The 15,359-nt window shown below is 44.3% G+C and carries 16 protein-coding genes; 6 read left to right on the top strand and 10 right to left on the bottom strand.

Going from position 1 to position 15,359, the window contains the following annotated elements:
- Positions 1-275: 275 nt before the first annotated feature.
- Both F0P94_RS07680 and F0P94_RS07675 read left to right on the top strand, forming a co-directional pair.
- Positions 276-1,133: a hypothetical protein gene (locus tag F0P94_RS07680; RefSeq protein WP_150903292.1), complete on the top strand. Its 858-nt coding sequence runs from the start codon at positions 276-278 to the stop codon at positions 1,131-1,133.
- Between the two features lie 147 nt (positions 1,134-1,280).
- Positions 1,281-1,979, top strand: a complete 699-nt coding sequence (locus F0P94_RS07675) for a hypothetical protein (protein ID WP_150903291.1) — start codon at positions 1,281-1,283, stop codon at positions 1,977-1,979.
- 238 nt (positions 1,980-2,217) lie between these two features.
- Here the strand turns inward: F0P94_RS07675 and F0P94_RS07670 are convergent, their stop codons facing one another.
- The 10 genes from F0P94_RS07670 to asnS form a co-directional block, all read right to left on the bottom strand.
- Positions 2,218-2,997 (bottom strand): enoyl-CoA hydratase-related protein, encoded by a 780-nt coding sequence (locus F0P94_RS07670; RefSeq protein WP_150903290.1) that lies wholly within the window; start codon positions 2,995-2,997, stop codon positions 2,218-2,220.
- Positions 2,998-3,101: 104 nt separating this feature from the next.
- On the bottom strand, positions 3,102-3,695 hold the full coding sequence (locus F0P94_RS07665; protein ID WP_191906965.1) for a porin family protein: 594 nt from the start codon (positions 3,693-3,695) through the stop codon (positions 3,102-3,104).
- A gap of 114 nt (positions 3,696-3,809) precedes the next feature.
- Complete coding sequence (locus tag F0P94_RS07660; RefSeq protein WP_150903288.1) at positions 3,810-4,682, bottom strand: hypothetical protein; 873 nt, start codon at positions 4,680-4,682, stop codon at positions 3,810-3,812.
- Between the two features lie 12 nt (positions 4,683-4,694).
- Entirely contained in the window at positions 4,695-5,522 is an 828-nt protein-coding gene (locus F0P94_RS07655; protein WP_150903287.1) for a hypothetical protein, read from the bottom strand.
- 12 nt (positions 5,523-5,534) lie between these two features.
- Positions 5,535-6,389 carry a hypothetical protein gene (locus tag F0P94_RS07650; RefSeq protein ID WP_150903286.1) on the bottom strand — a complete coding sequence of 285 codons (855 nt, stop codon included), beginning with the start codon at positions 6,387-6,389 and terminating at the stop codon, positions 5,535-5,537.
- A gap of 12 nt (positions 6,390-6,401) precedes the next feature.
- On the bottom strand, positions 6,402-7,316 hold the full coding sequence (locus F0P94_RS07645) for a hypothetical protein (protein WP_150903285.1): 915 nt from the start codon (positions 7,314-7,316) through the stop codon (positions 6,402-6,404).
- On the bottom strand, positions 7,270-8,070 hold the full coding sequence (locus F0P94_RS07640) for a hypothetical protein (protein ID WP_150903284.1): 801 nt from the start codon (positions 8,068-8,070) through the stop codon (positions 7,270-7,272). Before F0P94_RS07640 ends, F0P94_RS07645 begins: the two co-directional genes overlap by 47 nt.
- 183 nt (positions 8,071-8,253) lie before the next feature.
- On the bottom strand, positions 8,254-9,036 hold the full coding sequence (locus F0P94_RS07635; protein WP_191906964.1) for a hypothetical protein: 783 nt from the start codon (positions 9,034-9,036) through the stop codon (positions 8,254-8,256).
- 80 nt (positions 9,037-9,116) lie between these two features.
- Entirely contained in the window at positions 9,117-9,959 is an 843-nt protein-coding gene (locus tag F0P94_RS07630) for a hypothetical protein (protein WP_150903282.1), read from the bottom strand.
- Positions 9,960-10,214: 255 nt separating this feature from the next.
- Positions 10,215-11,609, bottom strand: a complete 1,395-nt coding sequence (gene asnS, locus F0P94_RS07625) for an asparagine--tRNA ligase (protein WP_150903281.1) — start codon at positions 11,607-11,609, stop codon at positions 10,215-10,217.
- A 387-nt stretch (positions 11,610-11,996) separates the two neighbouring features.
- On the opposite strand from asnS, the gene rpoN reads away from it, so the two are divergent.
- From rpoN to F0P94_RS07605, 4 genes are all read left to right on the top strand, one after another.
- A complete protein-coding gene (rpoN, locus tag F0P94_RS07620) occupies positions 11,997-13,535 on the top strand; it encodes an RNA polymerase factor sigma-54 (RefSeq protein ID WP_150903280.1) in 1,539 nt (512 codons plus the stop codon).
- A 111-nt stretch (positions 13,536-13,646) separates the two neighbouring features.
- Positions 13,647-14,003: a hypothetical protein gene (locus F0P94_RS07615; RefSeq protein WP_150903279.1), complete on the top strand. Its 357-nt coding sequence runs from the start codon at positions 13,647-13,649 to the stop codon at positions 14,001-14,003.
- A gap of 130 nt (positions 14,004-14,133) precedes the next feature.
- Positions 14,134-14,568, top strand: a complete 435-nt coding sequence (tnpA, locus tag F0P94_RS07610) for an IS200/IS605 family transposase (RefSeq protein ID WP_150903278.1) — start codon at positions 14,134-14,136, stop codon at positions 14,566-14,568.
- Between the two features lie 234 nt (positions 14,569-14,802).
- Entirely contained in the window at positions 14,803-15,276 is a 474-nt protein-coding gene (locus F0P94_RS07605; protein WP_150903277.1) for a Dps family protein, read from the top strand.
- Positions 15,277-15,359 lie beyond the last annotated feature (83 nt).

The raw sequence follows: 15,359 nt of genomic DNA, 5'->3' as shown, positions 1-15,359 counted from the left end.
GACATCCGTGTCCGCGTTAATGCCTACGGGGACACGGATGTCCCCGGCAGTTTACTTCCAGACACAGATGTCTGGAAGAGCCCTTTTACCTTAAGTTTACGGCATTGGCTTTAAACCTGCGCTACGAAGAGAATGCTTGCCTGGAACAATTTCAAAAGCTGCCTTGGGTATTTATGATAGTTTAGCAAAAAAAATATATTTCCGGTTTAAACTTCTGTTAGTTACATTTATCTAACCGGCAAACTTCATTTCATCATCTCTAAAAATTCACTTTTATGGAAAAGCTTTTACTGCACAAATTGGGCATGCTGGCCTTAGCCGGCACACTGGTATTTTCCGGCTGCCGGAATACCGATAAAGAAGATGCCGCCCCGGAAGAAAGCCTGGCATCTGCCGAAGATAATGCCCGGATAGAAACCGAAATGGAAACCCTGCACAATATGGTGGAAGCCGATGCGGCGGAGCGGTTCGGTGCGCCGGGCCAGCAGGTGGCAGCCGGCGTTTTTGCTCCCTGCGTTACCCGTACCTGGGATGCTGCCACCAAAACGCTTACCATCGATTTCGGCAGCGTGAACTGCCTCTGCAAAGATGGCGCGTACCGGCGCGGCAAGATAATTGCCGTTTTTAACGGACCGTGGCGCACAGCCGGTTCTACCGTAACCATTACCCTGAACAACTACTTTGTAAACAACAACCAGCACAGCGGCACCCGCCTGGTAACCAACCTGAGCAACGAAACTGAAACAAGCGTTAATTATAAATACCGGGTAGAAGTGCAGAATGCCGCCATTGCGTTTACCGACGGCACCACCCGCAACTGGAATGCCCTGCGCGAGGTAGAACGGGTAGCCGGCCAGGGCACCGCAACTATTCTGGACGATGAATACCTGGTAAGCGGAACCTCCTCGGGAACCAACCGCCGGGGCGTACAGTTTACCACTACCACCGGGCAGCCGCTCCGCAAGGTTTTCCGGCCGGGCTGCTTCCGCAATTTTATTTCCGGCACGGTTACCATTACCAACAGCAAACAAAAAAGCATGCTCCTGAATTACGACCCAACCGGTACCGGCGCCTGCGATAAAACCGCTTCGGTAACGGTAAACGGTAAAACGCGAACCATTACCCTGCGGTAGCAGCTTACCGTTTCAAATTCTAAAGATCCGTTCTTCAACCGAAGAGCGGATTTTTTGTTTTCTGCTAGTACCTATTCTTCGCGAAGGTCGTAAAATAAGCGGCGAGAGCTTTTTTCCCGCAAGTACTAACCTGAAAACTTCCCGGCTATGAAAAAAAACAACTTCCTGCTCGTTATTTTATCTTCCTTGCTGCTTGGGTTCCTTTCCGGGAACGCGTATGCGCAGGCAGAAGCCCCGGAGCGCACGTATTCGGGCATCTGGAAAGTGCGACCGCTGCAATTCGGGGAATATTATATTTCTTATGAGAACGTAAAGGAAAGCGACCAGAGTAATGAAATAGGCCTGGGCTTTATTCACCGGAGTTTTGTGCGGGCAACGGAAAAAGACCGGAACACGCTGGGTGGCTTTTACGGCAATTTTTTAGACGAAGAGGAATATGCTATTTCTGAAACGGCCGGCATTGTGCTGCGCATGAGCCAGCGCAACTATACCTCGCTAACCAAAGGGGCACCCAACGGTTTTTACCACGGTCCGGCTATTACCTACCGTTTTATTGCCTTCGATCCGGACCTGCTGCGCACTTACGAGAACGAAACCATTGGCCGCATGTACCAGCACGTGCTGGCCTTTCACTACCAGTTAGGTTACCAGTTTATTTTGGCCAAACACCTTTCCCTCGATCTTTTCGGCGGCGTGGGGGCACGCGCGAAACTGGCCACCGCCCAGCTCAGCAAAGGCCGCACCGAAGACCGGGTAATTGGCCCGGTAAAAGTTACCGATAAAAACTCTACCCTGGCCGGCGCACCGGCTCTGCATTTGAACCTGGCAGTTGGGTATGCTTTTTAAATTGTTTAATTATTTAATTGTTTAATGGCTAAATTGTTAATTCCTATGTATAGAAATTGAATGATAGCCTATTGATCGATAACGAATATCTTCTCCGCGATTTGTAGTGAAGTTTCTGCTTAAAGCCAACAAGCTACTTCAGCGCTACGCTCGCAAGCTTTGCGCATCTGCGCTTACTTGTGTTCAGGATGGAAGGCTTTCTCAACAATGCAACAATTTAGCCATTAAACAATTAAAATTATTCGCCTTTGAAAGCCGGCTTGCGCTTTTCGTTGAAAGCGGTTACGCCTTCTTTGTAATCGGCGGAGTTGCCGGCAATTTTCTGGCAGTGCGCTTCGTAATCCAGCATTTCGTCTAGAGAAGAATGGAAGCTTTTGTTCAGCATTTTTTTCATTAAACCAATGGCTTTGGTTGGTGCAACGGCGTAACGCTGGGCCAGTTCGTTAACGGCGTTGTCTAATTCTTCCGGGGCAACCACTTTGTTTACCATGCCTAAGGCAAGCGCTTCTTCGGCTTTTACTTTAGAACCCAGGGTGCTTAGTTCAAACGCTTTCATGGAACCTACAATGCGCGGCAGGAAATACGAAGAACCGGAATCTAATACTAAACCTACGTTTACGAATACTTCAATTAAGCTGGCTTCGGTGCTCGCTACAATTAAGTCGGAAGCCAGGGCTAAAGAGCAACCCGCGCCGGCGGCTACGCCGTTCAGTTTGCAAATGATTGGTTTTGGCAAATTGCGCATGGCCCGGATGATCGGGTTATAGCGTTTTTCCAAAGATTCTGACAAGTCGCGTTTATCGGCGGAGGCAATGGCTTTGAGGTCCTGGCCGGAGCAGAAGGCTTTGCCGGCGCCGGTTAAAATCACCACGCGCACGTTGGCATCGCGGGTAACCTGTTTCAGGGCATCCTGCAGCTCGTAGCTTTGCTTGTCGTTAAAAGCATTGAATACGTCGGGGCGGTTAAGCGTAATGGTGGCAATGCCGTTCTCGACGGTATATAAAAGGCATTCGTACATGGTTTTCGGGGTTATGCGTTCGGCTTCAAAAATAGAAGTTTAAGCCGGGTTGGGCAAATGGAGTTTTTGGGGCGGAAAGGGTAGCAATTTTCAGGGCTGGTCATTTAAAAACGGTACCCCAGTCCTAACTGGATATTCCGGTTATATAGCTCCACATGGGCAGGCGTGATTAGCTGTTTGTTTATGTTCTTCAGCCCCAGGTTGAACCGGGCATATACAAAAGTTGCGCCTAAGGGGTTGAGGTTTATCCCTACCAATAAGCCATAATCTGTATCTCGCAAGTAACCGCTTATATCTCCTTTGGCCTGACCATTTTTAAGATTGGCACTAAACAAATATGCGCCGTAAATACCACCCTGAAAAGTTACCGGTCCGCTATAAAGGTTTACCAGCATCGGAATGCTTAAATAGTTTAACCCTACATCCAGGTTGCTGGCCGTTACGCCCTGGTGGGAGTAGTTGAGTTCGCCGCCAAAGCCAACACCTTCGGAGGTTTGAACGTTCCCAAAAAATCCGGCATGCACCCCCATGTAAACATCGGACTCGGCCAGGTTAGAAACGGAAGCGAAGTTTATGCCAACCTTAATTCCAGCGGTACGGACCGGTTTAAAGGCTGTGGAGACCGGTTGCTCGTGTTGAGCAAAAGCCAGATGGCAGGAAAAAAGCGTTACTAAAAGAAGGGTAAAAAGTGTTTTCAAAAAGATAACGAATAAATATCCCGGCAAATTTAAGAAAACTTGCCGGGATATTTATTTACGGTGTTAAGGAGATGGCTTTAATAAATGGGGTTTTACTTTTAGTTTGGCAGCATTTTACTGGCAGTAGTAATACCATTTCTCTTTTATAAAGATGCGGCCATTTTCCGAGGTGGTTCGCTCAATCGGATACCCGTGGGCATTATAGGTATTCTGGTAAAATTGGGTGCCGCTTTGGCCATTGGTATAGTTTGTATAAGAGGAAGATATTACATTCTTTCCAAAAGGAGTAGCGCCCGGTAAAAAATTATTTAACTGAAGATAACCACCCTGCATAAAATTACCCGCAATGATATAAGGACTCTTGCTGCCATCGGACTGGAATATTACAGTAGCATCTAAATGCGTTACTCCTGAGGAATCCGTACTATAATGCATGCTTTTTACCTGGTTAGCAGTTGGGTAAGAAAAATGCATTTCAGACTTAAAGGCCGTGTCAAGAAAGGTAAAAGAAGTACTTTTAATTAACTGTTCTGCAGCATTATACTCATACTTATAAGAAAAATTCCAGAAAGAAGGCGTGCCTTGATTCCGATCATAGTCGCTGACTTCTTTTAGCAGGTCTGCATTATTATAATAATAAAAATTTCGCTTAGTATAAGTTCCAGAATAGGAAGTTTGTACTGTTTCTTTAACTCTCCCGTCAGGGTGATAAATTATCTCGTTCCTTGTGCTATCTTTAGCTGGAACTGTACTTCCACTGCTAAAATTAACATAATTAATCCAAATCACCTTTCCAGCATTATCATACACATAATGCTCCTCGTAATAACTCCCAACTACCGGATAAGAGAGAACATACTTGGTTAGCTTGCAGGTCCGTTGGGCGGGTGTCTGCGGGTTTGACTGGGGCTTCGGATCATCTTTCCCGCAACCTACTGCCAGCAGCACGGCCAACCCTAAAATCAAAGCATTTACTTTTTTCAGCATTTACATAGCCTTTTACTGGCAGTTGTAGTACCAGTTTTCTTTTGATAAAATTTGGTTTCCAACTACAGTTGTTCGCTCAATAGGATAGCCTGCAGGATTATAAATAGTATTATAAAAAAACGGTTCTCCTGTATATCCACTTGCAACCTCAGTGGTTGTTGATTTTATTATATTCTGAGGGATAAAATTTGACTTATAGAGCCCACTTCCTATAAAATTCCCATCTATGATTACAGGATTCTTATGGCTATCGTATTCCCAAAAAGTTATATAATGCAATCCTAAATTTCCCGCTTGGTTTTTATTATAAACCATTATTTTCATTTGGTTAGCTGCCGGATAAAAGTAATCTATGTAACCACCGCTTACGGTATCCTGCGGACCAAAATTTGAATGTTTTATTAACCTACCTATTATATCATACTGAAGTTGATAAATGCTTTGTAAGTAATAGTTTCCTCCTGCATCCTGATCATAAAAAAGTATCTTATCGATTAAATTAGCGCCATTATAATGGTAAGAACTCTTCACACTTCTATTTCCTGATGACAGAATAATTTCCTTTACGTTCCCATTCGCACTATAAACTATATCTTCTATATATTTACTGGAATCTGATCGTGCTATGTTTTTCTGAATTACTTTCCCTGAATTATCATATACATACTTCTCTACAATACCATCGTTACTTCCATACCCAGGAAAAACATATTTTACCAACCTGCAGCTTTTTGGAGTCGGGGTTTGTGAATCTGGTTGAGGCTCTGGATCATCTTTCCCACAACCAACTGCCAACAACACGGCCAACCCTAAAACCAAAGCATTTACTTTTTTCAGCATTTACATAGCGTATTATTGGCAGTTGTAGGCCCATGTATTTATCAGGGGTTGCTGACCAGGATTGCCCATAGCCTGAATTACCGGATAACCATCTGCATTATGGGTATAGGTATAGTTAAAGGTGTACTGGCTCGATACATTGCCATTATTATCGTAATTGGTTTGCCTGATGGTGGCGGGTACTTTGTTGAAGATAATGCCGGCGCTTGGTGCTTTCAGGGTTTCCCGAAGGTTGAAATAGGCCACCTTTTGCACCGGTGCTTTGCTATTGGTAAACCAATACTCGGTAGCGGTACCTAAACTATTTAATGTATTACCAGTTAGCTCTTCCAGAATGCTGCCATCGGGCCGATAGGTGTAGGAAGTAATGCCCCTGGGCGTGGCCGGCTGATCGGAAGAATAGTAAGTTATTTTAGTAAGTCGTTTTGAGGCATCGTAACTATACTCATTAAAAGAAAAGGGGCCAATATAAGTTGAATCGGCAGGGTCGGTTCGGGTATATTTGGTATCCTTTTTAATTAAAGAGTCTGCCGTATATTCATAGACCCGGTATTCCAGGAAAACATTATCAGGCTTATATTTGGTTACCTTACTCAAAAGCCCTATGCTGTTGTATTCCACCACATCATAATTGCTCAGGTAAGTGAGTGGCGAGGTAAGGATAGCTTTCGTAATTTGCCCGGCCGCATTGTACTCGTATTCATACGCATAGCCATACACATGCGAACTGGCGCTGATCAACTGGCAATTCCGGGCTGCTGCTACAGGCAGATTACCGGATTGATCTGGCTCCGGATCATCTTTCCCGCAACCTACCGTTAGCAGAACTGCTAAACCCAGAAGTACTGTATTTACTTTTTTCAGCATCTTTATAGCGTTTTATGGGCAGTTGTAGGTCCAGTAATTGGTTAAAGGTTGTTGCCCGGGGAAAGTCATTATTTGTTCAGTTGGGTAGCCATCCGTATTAAAAAGATATGAATAATTGAAAATACTGGTGTGTCCAACCCCATTAGAACTATACTGGGTTTCTTCTATGGTTGCTGGCAACCGATTAAAAACGATACCATGAGAAGAATAAAGGAACATAGATGGTAAATTCAGGAAAGCCTGCTTTTCTGCAGGCGCTTTACCGCTGACGAATTTTGTCTTTTTCCTCCATCCCAGCTGACTGGGGATACCACCAAATCTTTCTTCCAACAAGCTGCCATCGGGATTATAGGTAAAGGTAATATAGCCATCAGAGCCACCTGGTTGAGTCAATAAAAAGCTGGTTATTTTTACTAATCGTTTGCCTGGGTCGTATTCAAAGTAATTTTCCCGTACGGCATAAAGCGAAGCTGAGTCACCGGGAGTAGCCGGTATAAATATGGTTTCCCTACTTAACAGCGAATCTGAATTATACTGATAAAAGCTACTCTCCTGAATTTCCTTTGCAGGCATTCTATATCGCCGTACATTTTTAATTTTACCAGTAGCACTATATGTAATCAGCTGGAGGCCATTATTAGAAGTTCCCTTGAGGGCTTTGATAATTTGCCCTTGCGCGTTAAAGAAAAACCTCCATGCATCCTCTAAGTTATAGCTTTGCGTACTAACCAGCACACAAGTTCTTTGTCCGGTTATATTGCCCGTACTATTATTTGGCTTCGGATCATTATTTGCATCTTCTTTCCCACAACCCACAGTCAACAACACTGCCAGCATTAAAATTAAAGCATTTCCTTTTTTCAGCATTTTTATAGCGGTTTTACTGGCAGTTGTAGGTGTAAGTAGATACCATGGTGTATCGGCCATCGGTTACCTCAATTTTTTGAATGGGGTAACCAGCAGCATTAAAGGTATAAGTAGAAGTCCTGGAGTGGCTATAGGGATATGGCTGGTGAAATTGAATGGCGTAAGTTAGCTCATTATGATTCACGATAGGATCAAAAAAAGGATAGTCACCCCAAGGCGTTTTGTTATTATCGTATGTCATCTGAGCATTGTAATGCAGTTGCAGCGTATTGGTTCCCCGGTTTAATTCCCATCCTTCAATTTCCACTTTATTATTGGCCGGGTAGCTATAGTTGACCTTATTGGTAATGGCTGCCAAGCTTGTATTATATGTGGTATTGCTGATAATCCGTTTTTGGGAATCGTAAACCATACTTTGAGTATGATAGGCAATTATACCACCTGCAGAAGTCATTCCAGAGCGGCTTGTTACTTTAATGGGAAGGGAATCATTATTATATTCATAGGTCCTAACATTTATAGTGTCCAGACTTTCAGTGAACCTTATCCATTTCAATATTTTACCTAAACTGTTGTATGTAAATCTCTCCCTTCCATAGGCGTAAACCCTTTCCTGTAATCTTCCCTGAGAATCGTAAGAATATTTACTGGTCAGGGTATCTTCCCTATCTTTTATAAGCTGGCACTTCGTAAAATTTTGTGGCGCAGGGTTAGCATTATCGGGTGCAACTGTATCGTTGTCACTTCCACAGCCAAAGGCCAGCAAGACTGCCAAGCCTAAGATCAAAGCATTCCCTTTTTTCATCAAATCCATAGCGTTTCAACTTATAACAAAACCCCGGACAAGTTAGAAAACCTGACCGGGATTTACAATAATTGTTACAGACAAAAAGAAGGAAGCTGCAAAGTAGTTTTCCCGACTCTCCAGATAGTGTTTTTACTGGCAGTTGTAGGTCCAGGTACCCGTTAACGGAGCAAGGCCGGTTCTGGTCATTGTCTAGCTCGTTGGATATCCGTCTGAATTAAAAGTATAACTGTAATTAAAAGTAAAAGTATTCTGATTGTTTACGCTTCCATCCGGATAGTACGAGGTGAGCACTACCGTTTTAGGCAACTTGTTGAAAATAATTTGATTGCCATAAGTCATTTGAAGCTTTAAATAAGGTACTACTCCTGCCGGGCCTTTACCACCACTGAATTCAAATTCTCTGGTTTGGTTTAACGTAAGGCTTGAACCCCTAAATTCAGATATCAAAACTTTTCCATTGGCATGATAGGTATAAGTATCGCGGGAGGAAATAATATTAGGATTGCGATACGGGTGGCTTTCTATTTCGATAAGACGGTTTGTACCATCGTAGGTATATTCTCTTACTTCCGCTGGCTTATTGGTGGTTGAATCAGAGGGAGTTGTCGGGATATAAGTTATTTCGGAAGCGAGTACTCCATTGGATGAATAGGTAAAAAGGACATGATTTCTAAATGGATTTGCGCCTGATTCATAGGTACTGATTTTGCTAACCTGACCTGCGCTATTGTACTTAACCACTTCATAAACACTTCCGAAAATAGCTTTAATTAACTGGCCGTTTGCATTATACTCGTAATTCACTTCGTTTCCTGATTGATTGGTAAATTTTACCGGCACACACGTTCTACTTCCATAAACAAGGGGCTGCGGGGCTGGATCTCCTTTTTTCTTTTCATCGCCTCCGCAACCAACAGCCAACAGAAAAGCCAACCCTAAAACCAAAGCATTTCCTTTTTTCCGCATTTTCATAGCGTCTTCATCATATAACAAAATTCCCGGCCAAGTTACAACGCCTGACCGGGAATTACAATTAATGTTGTCAGCGTCTTTTACTGACAGGCATACTGATATTCGATTGTAGGGTCCTCCCAAAAGGTTGAACTTGCAAACGGATATCCTTTAACCGGGAATCCCAGCCCATTATACTCGTAGGCCATGCCTCTATGATTACTATAACCTGGTAACCACTCTTTATTCAGGGAAAGATTATTCTTCTCCAGACCAGGAATATAGCCGTTTAGATAACCCAGGCTGTGATAGCGGCTTTTTTTACTGTCATATTTGAACTCTATATTCTGATGGAACTTTGCTGGGTTGGTAGTTGCGTCGTATTCTTTTGCATGAACTACTCCGAAGCCATAGGTATACTCAAAAAATCGCTCCAGTAAATTTGGCTGGGAAGCACTATAAAAATCAGCTCTGATCCGCTGCCCCATAGAATTATAATTCAAATCTATTCGTCCCGGCATAGGGTAGTAATTCCCATAGGAACCTCCCTGAAAAATAATGCTTTTCAATAAGTTGACTGCATTGTAGGTAAATAGCTGCTTACCAATTACGGTGCTGTCCGCATTATAACAAACCTCTTCAACAGCCTTGCCCTGACCATTATAGGTGTAAGTTAAAAAGGAAACAAGTTGAGTATCACCTTTCAGTCGGTTAATTCTTTTTATTAAATTGTTATGATCATAGATATATTCTTCAACAGAAACAATCTCGTTAGAAATATAAGCGTAAGTAATTTCTTTCATGAGCCGGCAGGGCTCCGTAGCTTTTCCCGGTTCAGGGGCAGGGTTCTCCAAATCCCTATCTGCTTTGTCTTTCTGGCAGGCTGAGAACAACAGGCAGGTAAAAAGAATAGCAATGCCAACAAGGCCTCGTTTGTTTTCCATAGTTAAGCGGTTAAAGCACAACAAAAGCTGCTGGTAAGATAGAAAACTTAATCTTCAATTACAAAAGGTTGTTATAAATAAAAAAGCCGGAAAAACTTTAACAGTTTTTCCGGCTCTCCCGATAGGGTTTTACTGGTTTGCAGGAGTTCAGAGACTCCTATTATGTTTCAGACCTTCTGTATGCCCGCAAATATTACCAGACACAGAAAGTCTAAGGTCTAAGGTCTAATGTCTAATAATCCAGCATTTGAAAAATTAAAACTCCGCGCTTTTCGGGAAACGTGGGAAAGGAATTACGTCGCGGATGTTGCCCATACCCGTTACGAACAGCATTAAACGCTCGAAGCCCAAGCCAAAACCGGAGTGCGGCGCAGTACCGAACTTGCGCAGTTCCAGGTACCACCAAACCTGCTCTTCGTGAATGCCCATTTCTTTTACGCGGGTCATCAGTTTTTCGTAGCTTTCTTCGCGTTCCGAACCGCCGATAATTTCGCCGATGCCCGGGAATAAAACGTCCATGGCGCGCACGGTTTTGCCGTCGTCGTTCAGCTTCATGTAAAACGCTTTGATGTCTTTCGGGTAGTTGATGAGGATAACCGGCTTGTTGAAGTGCTTTTCTACTAGGTAACGTTCGTGTTCGCTTTGTAAATCAGTTCCCCACTCTACCGGATACTCGAATTTGGCTTTTTTGGCGTTCTTCAGAATTTCTACGGCATCGGTGTAGGTTACGCGCTCAAATTTGTTGTTTACCACAAAGTGCAGACGGTTGAGCAGTTCCTTGTCGTACATGTCATTCAGGAATTGCAGGTCGTCAGCACAGTTTTCCAGCGCGTAGGTTACCAGGTATTGCAGAAACTCTTCGGCCAGGTCCATGTTGTCGGTCAGCTCGTTGAAAGCAACTTCCGGCTCGATCATCCAGAACTCGGCCAGGTGGCGCGAGGTATTGGAATTTTCGGCGCGGAACGTTGGCCCGAAGGTATAGATCTGCCCCAAAGCCATGGCGGCTACTTCGCCTTCCAGCTGCCCGGAAACGGTTAAGTTGGTGTTTTTGCCGAAGAAATCCTGGCTGTAATCTACTTCGCCGGTCTCGGTTTTTGGCGGATTGATCGGGTCTAAGGTCGTTACGCGGAACATCTGGCCGGCGCCTTCGGCATCGGAACCGGTAATGATGGGTGTGTGTACGTTAAAGAAACCACGGTCGTTGAAGAATTTGTGCACCGCAAACGTCATGGCGTGGCGCATTCTCAGCACAGCTCCAAACGTATTCGTTCTTGGACGTAAGTGCGCAATTTCGCGCAGGAATTCCAGCGAGTGGCCTTTTTTCTGCAGCGGGTAGGTTTCTACGTCGGCCGTGCCCAAAACTTCTACTTTTTCGGCCTGGATCTCTACCGTCTGGCCTTTACCCTGGCTTTCTACCAGTTTTCCGGTTACGGCAATACAGGCGCCGGTGGTAACTTCTTTCAGGCTTTCTTCCGGAAATTTCTCGGCATCGGCCACCACCTGGATATTATTTATCGTAGAACCGTCGTTAACGGCAATGAAGCTTACAAATTTGTTTCCGCGCTTGGTGCGTACCCAGCCTTTCACCAGCACATCCTGGCCTACCAGTTCGGTGGAAGTTAGTAGTTTTTTTACGTTCGTCCGTGACATCTTTACTTCTAATTAGAAATTCAAAATTAGAAATTAGTAATGAATTTTTTAGAATTAAAAAGTAGCGCCAGCAATAGAAAGCAGCTTTGTGAAATTTAGCACGAATTAATTTACGGCAGTACCCCTTTGGAGGGGGTAGGGGGAGGACACACGCATTCCTGATAAATAATCAATAAATGTAAAAATCCCACCCCTCCAAAGGGGTACTCACTAACAACGCTCCTTTAACATGAAGTTTTTAAACCAGAAGGAGCATTTTTAATTTCTAATTTTTAATTTCTAATTAGCTGTGCCCCGCGCAGCCAATTATTTAACCTTTTATTTCAAAGAGAAGTAAAAAAAGCTAAATTTGACCACTTAGCGGCCTTTTACCCGCAACTTTACCTTATGCAGCGACTCGACCTAAAACAACTACTTTCCCAGAAGCTTTCGCCGCAGCAAATTCAGTTCATAAAGCTGCTGCAGATCCCCACGGCCGAACTCGAAGCCCGGATAAAGGAGGAAATGGAAGTGAACCCGGCTCTGGAAGAAGGCGACGAAGACGAACCGGAACGCTCCGACGATGAAGACCTGCTGAACGACGAAGATGCCGATTTCGACGAAAACGAGGGCCTGGACGATGATTTTGAAGGCGAAATAACCTCCGACGCTACCGACGACCTCCGGCAGGAAGAAGAAGTGCGCGCCGAAGAAAATAACGATCTGGACTTAGCCGATTACCTGCAGGACGACGACATTGCCGGCTATAAAATGCAGGGCGATACTGGCGGCGACACCGAAGAAGACCGCGAAATGCCGATCGTGGGTTCTTCTACCCTTACCGACGCCCTGATCGACCAGTTGGGTTTCCTGAACTTAGACGAAAAACAGCAGGCCATCGGCATGCAGCTCATCGGCTCGATCGACGCCGACGGTTACATCCGCCGCGACCTCAGTTCTATTTCCAACGATCTGGCTTTCTCCCAGAACATCGAGGCCAGCGAAGATGAGATTGAAGAAGTACTGCACCTGATCCAGAGCTTCGACCCGCCGGGAATTGCTGCCCGCGACCTGCAGGAATGCCTGCTGCTGCAACTCGAACGCCGCGACCAGGACGATGCTACGGTGCTGGCCGAAAAGATCCTGAGCGATTTCTACGAAGAGTTCACCAAGAAGCACTATTCCAAAATAGAGAACAAACTCGGCATTGAGGAAGATGATCTGAAGGAAGCCATAAACGCAATTGTAAAGCTGAACCCGAAACCGGGCGGCTCGGTAGCCAGTTCCGGCCGCGCTCAATACGTAATTCCGGACTTTATCTTAACCAACGATAACGGCAACCTGAATTTAAGTCTGAATTCCCGCAACGCCCCTGATTTGCGTATCAGCCGTTCTTATGCCGAAATGTTCGATGCCTACGAAAAAAGCGCCAAAACCGACAAGAAACTAAAGGAAACCGTAACCTTCGTAAAGCAAAAACTCGACGCCGCCAAATGGTTCATCGATGCCATTAAGCAGCGCCAGAATACGCTTTTGCGCACCATGGAGGCCATCATCAAATACCAGCGCGAGTTCTTTATGGAAGGGGACGAAAGCAAGCTCCGCCCGATGATCCTGAAAGACATTGCCGAAGAGATCAGCATGGATATTTCCACGGTTTCGCGCGTTGCCAATTCCAAATCCATCCAGACTGAATTCGGCATTTACCCGCTCAAATACTTTTTCTCCGAAGGCATCGCCACCGATTCCGGCGAAGATGCCAGCTCCCGCGAGGTAAAGCACATCCTGAAAGAGATCATCGACAAGGAAAACAAGAAAAAACCTTTGAGCGATGAGAAGATCGAGCAGATGCTGAACGAAAAAGGCTACAACATTGCCCGGAGAACGGTTGCGAAATATCGGGAGCAGCTGAATATTCCGGTAGCGCGGTTAAGAAAGGAGTTGTAGAGTTTTTGAACACGATTATTAGGTTTTTTCAGGAATGGAGATTTGGCTAAAGCCGAATATGACATTTTGCTATCCCCTGCCTGAAGGCAGGGGCAATTCAACATTTTAAATATGGATGATTTGGTTAAACGGTTAAATAAAATTGAATCGTCTTTTGAGGAATTGAATTCAGAAATTGAAATTCAGATTAAGGGAAAACTTAGTAATTATTATGCTAAACCCTTCTTTTTAAAGTTCTTTTCAAAGGAAAAGAGAATTGAAAATGCATTTAATGAATGGATTAAGGTCAAGAGCGATATTCATTTAATCATGAAGGCTCCCAACCGAGTTTCAGAGTTACCTGGTATTTTAAATTTGTATGCCCTTAATTCAGCAATTTTAGCGGCTATTTTAGATAATCCTGGCTTGGCTCAAAAGGCTGAACAGATCAGAATAATTTCAGAAGGAAGCAGAAATTATTCGTTTTGAATATTTATCAAAATTTGCAATTTCAATTGCCCCTGCCTTTAGGCAGGGGATAAAATACATTCCCTTTCCAGGCTTTAGCCAAACCAATCCCCGAGAACAAAGTGTAGCTTTAATCTAAAAAATAAAGCTTATGCCTTTTGTAAAAGTTTACATTCATTTTGTCTGGAGCACCAAGAACCGTGAGCCACTTCTGACTACCAGGGAAATAAGAGAAAAAGTTTGGCGCCACATCTATGAATACGCGAAAGAGAAGGGCATTTACATCGACTTTATCAATGGCTACGCCGAACATTGCCATTGCCTGGTTTCTTTAGGAGTTGACCAAAGCATCAGCAAAATTATGAATCTGCTGAAAGGCGAATCATCTTTCTGGATCAATCAGAAGGGCTTTTGCGACGAGAAGTTTGAATGGCAAAATGATTACTACGCAGTTTCAGTTTCTGAATCTATGCTGGAGAAAGTACGCAATTATATCAGGAAGCAGGAGGAACATCATAAAACCAAATCGTTTCAGGAAGAATACGATGAGTTTATTTCCAGATATGGTTTTAAGAAATTAGGCTAAAGCCATTTTACCGCAATGCTGGGTTCCCCTGGCTGAAGCCAAGGGCAATTGAAATCTTACAAATTGCTTTTCAGAGATTATTTATACGAATATTGAATTGCCCCTGCCTTCAGGCAGGGGAGCGAAAGCATTTTATATCAGGCTTTAGCCAAATGAATTACATGACCTTTATCATAAAAACTTTCCCGCTCCCTTCCGTATATTGGCCTTACACGAATTTAATAAGCAACTACTATGGAAAACCTGAACGCAATAGGCCTCGACAAGAGCAAATCGGAGGAACTGGCCAATAAATTAAACGACCTCTTAGCCAACTATTCTACTTTTTACCAGAACGTGCGCGGCTACCACTGGAACATTAAAGGCGAGAAATTCTTCGAGCTGCATGCCAAATTCGAAGAGCTTTACAACGACCTGTTTTTGAAAATAGATGAACTGGCCGAACGTATTTTAACCCTGGGTTACGCACCAGATCATAAGTTTTCGGAGTATATGAAAACCTCGCAGATAAAGGAAAGCAGCCAGAGCCGCGATGGCATGAAAGCCGTGGAAGATATCCTGAATTCGTTTAAAACCATTATTCTGCTGCAGCGCGAGATCCTGAGCCTGGCCCAGGAAACCGAAGACGAAGGCACCCTGGCCCTGATGAGCGACTATATCCGGGAGCAGGAAAAATCGGTGTGGATGTATTCGGCGTTTTTAAGTTAATAACCATGCGGCAGAGCAGCCGGGACAAATGAAAGCACCTGCTCCTTTCAGGTTGCCGGCAACATTCTTTAGCAAACCGCTTC

Source organism: Adhaeribacter soli, from assembly GCF_008727925.1.
Taxonomy (GTDB): Bacteria; Bacteroidota; Bacteroidia; order Cytophagales; family Hymenobacteraceae; genus Adhaeribacter_A; species Adhaeribacter_A soli.
Note: the sequence above shows the minus strand (reverse complement) of the source record. Positions and strands in the feature narration are given on the sequence as shown.